A 2,594-nucleotide genomic window follows, 5' to 3' on the forward strand; every position below is an offset into this window, starting at 1 on the left:
TTGAAATGAAAAGTTAAAAACAAATACAGCGCTTTGGCTCCGCTCAATTTGGAAAATTTGTAAGGTTAATTTCGCCTTACGACGCCATGCGGCAGGCCGTTAGCTGCAAGCAACGTACCTGACTAAAACAAATGATTAATGAACAAGAATAAAGAATTATTACAGGAATATGGAGTGTCTACTTTCAAAGGAGTAGTTGGTGCAATTCCTTTTGCAGGTACAGCCTTAAATGAATTGTTATTTGAAGCTAGAAGTAGACTGAAACAAAAGCGCCTAAATAACTTCATTAATAATTTATCAGAATATCTAGCTCAATATAGCGAAGAAGACATATGTTCAGAACAATTAAATAGTGATAAGTTCAGCGATTTATTCGAGGATATACTTCTAAAAGTATCAAAAACACATTCGCAAACTAAATTAAAAGCATTCAAATACCTTCTCGGTAATCAGATAGTTAAAGCAAAAGATATTGATTACGCTGAATTAATGTTTAATATAGTTAGTTCATTATACGAAAAACAACTTCCGCTTTTATATAATCTTGCAAAGAAAATTTCATCTCAATATAATCAGCTAAATATTGATTTAATTGAATTGGAAAAAAGGCATACTATCTTGGATAATGACATTTCAAATGAACAAGGAATGTATAATAGATATGGAGAGAGCTTTAGAAAAGAGATATTTAATCTAAGAAAAGAACAGAAAGAAATCGAATTGCTAATTGAAAAGACGAAAGACGATATCGAAAAGGAAAACGAACCATTTTTGGCAGCGACCTTTGACTGTACGAATTCAGAATTTCATTTCTTAATCAATGATTTGTCTAGCAAAGGTCTTTTAATTGACGTTGGTGTGCATCATGGCGCAAACCCACTTAAATTAGTTGAAATAACAGATTTAGGGAAAGACTTAATCGACTATATAGAAGAATAAATGCCAGCAGCTAACAATGGCTAATAAAGCATAAGTGAGCCGACTGATTTTGGTTGGTTAGTAGCTTCGATGAGCAGCGCCAAATCGTTGATTTGGCTTTTGAAATGAAAAAGATTAAGACAAATACAACGTTTTGGCTCCGTGAAGTTTGGACGTGAATACTGGTTAATTTTCACTTACGCTTCATAGCCGAGTCGTTAGTGGCAATGTAATTTCATGACGTATAATGTTATACAAACTATCTAGAAAGTTAATTTTACCAATAGTGCCGTATGCGATTGTTGCCGGTATTATAATTAGTATCGTTAGTTCAATTTACGATAAGGCTCAAAATGATATAAAAAAGACATACAAATATTGTTACTATGAATTGAATGATTCAATATACAATGCCTATTCTGTATCAAGATTGAATGAATTTACAAGTCTACAACAATTTTATTTAAAGATGTACCATGCTAAAGAAATTGGAATTGGTAGAGAAGTAATGAATATGAGTAGAATATATATGGGTGAAAGGGTGTCTATTCTTGACACAATAAACGATTCAATAATTAAAATTCAGCATCGGAGTGTTTTCTATTATAATGATTCAAGTTCAAAACTAAATAATAGATTAATAAAGGCTTATGTACCTGCACGTGTTCTACATGATAGTATATATTAAATAAAAGGTAGCTCTTGTCTTAGCAAAATAATAAAAAACTGCCACTAACAAGCCATCATAAAGTAGCCCTGGCTTTAGCGTGATTTGGGAGTTTAGTTCCCGCGCCAGCTGCAGTACAAACAAGAAAGCGAATATACCACACGCAACAGTGCCACTTCATATGGCCGAACCGTTGGGGTTAATTACAGAAGGGAACTAGCACTAAATTAATCAGTAAAAAATGAATGAATTCTTTAAGGATATATTACCTATTGGTGTTTTTTTGACTTTTATAGGGACTTTAATAACACTCTATTATACAAGGAGAAATTTAAAGACTACAAAGTACATTGACACTATCACATCGGAAAGAATAAAATGGATTGAAAAACTTAGAGATGATTTGTCAACACTGACTTCTTGGATAACGATATTTGTTTCCAATAATAAATATTTAAACCAACTTATTGACGAATCAGAAGAATTAGAACATCAAGACTTTCAAACTAATCCACATGAAGATGAGCCTTGGCCTATGATTATGAAAGAAATGGCAGATAATAAAGGTGAACAGAATATGTTGGTTAGTGAATTAAAGGGTGTATCAAGACTACGAATTATTGAAAAAATACATTTAATTAAACTTCGATTGAATCCTAATGATGACATTCGTGCTATTGAGTTGTTGGACATTTTATTAGAGTTTTTTACTCCACCAAAATTTGAAACTAAAAAATCAGAGGAGGTTAATAATGCAATTAAAGAATTTATAACAATATCTCAACAGATTTTAAAGGACGAATGGGATAAGATTAAGACGGAGACTAAAAAAGGAAAATAACTAACCCCAACAAACCGCCATAGCGCATAAGGCGATCACTGCGGTTCCGAAGGTTTTCCGCTTCGGTCAGCTCCGCCAAATCGCTGATTTGGCTTTGAAATGAAAAGATAAACTCAAATACAACGCTTTGGCTCCGCTCATTTTGGAAAGTTCGTAAGATTAATTTCG

General features: G+C 32.8%; 3 protein-coding genes. 2 read left to right on the forward strand and 1 reads right to left on the reverse strand.

Going from position 1 to position 2,594, the window contains the following annotated elements:
- The first annotated feature begins 138 nt into the window (after positions 1-138).
- Complete coding sequence (locus ACSX1H_RS19045; protein ID WP_439185843.1) at positions 139-939, forward strand: hypothetical protein; 801 nt, start codon at positions 139-141, stop codon at positions 937-939.
- A gap of 887 nt (positions 940-1,826) precedes the next feature.
- A complete protein-coding gene (locus tag ACSX1H_RS19050) occupies positions 1,827-2,426 on the forward strand; it encodes a hypothetical protein (RefSeq protein ID WP_439185844.1) in 600 nt (199 codons plus the stop codon).
- Here the strand turns inward: ACSX1H_RS19050 and ACSX1H_RS19055 are convergent.
- Positions 2,410-2,594 (reverse strand): hypothetical protein (locus tag ACSX1H_RS19055; protein ID WP_439185845.1); only part of this gene is annotated, 185 nt, incomplete at its 5' end. The two genes, ACSX1H_RS19050 and ACSX1H_RS19055, sit on opposite strands and share 17 nt — an antisense overlap.

The sequence above is a fragment of the Carboxylicivirga taeanensis genome (genome assembly GCF_051851475.1).
GTDB classification, from domain to species: Bacteria; Bacteroidota; Bacteroidia; order Bacteroidales; family Marinilabiliaceae; genus Carboxylicivirga; species Carboxylicivirga taeanensis.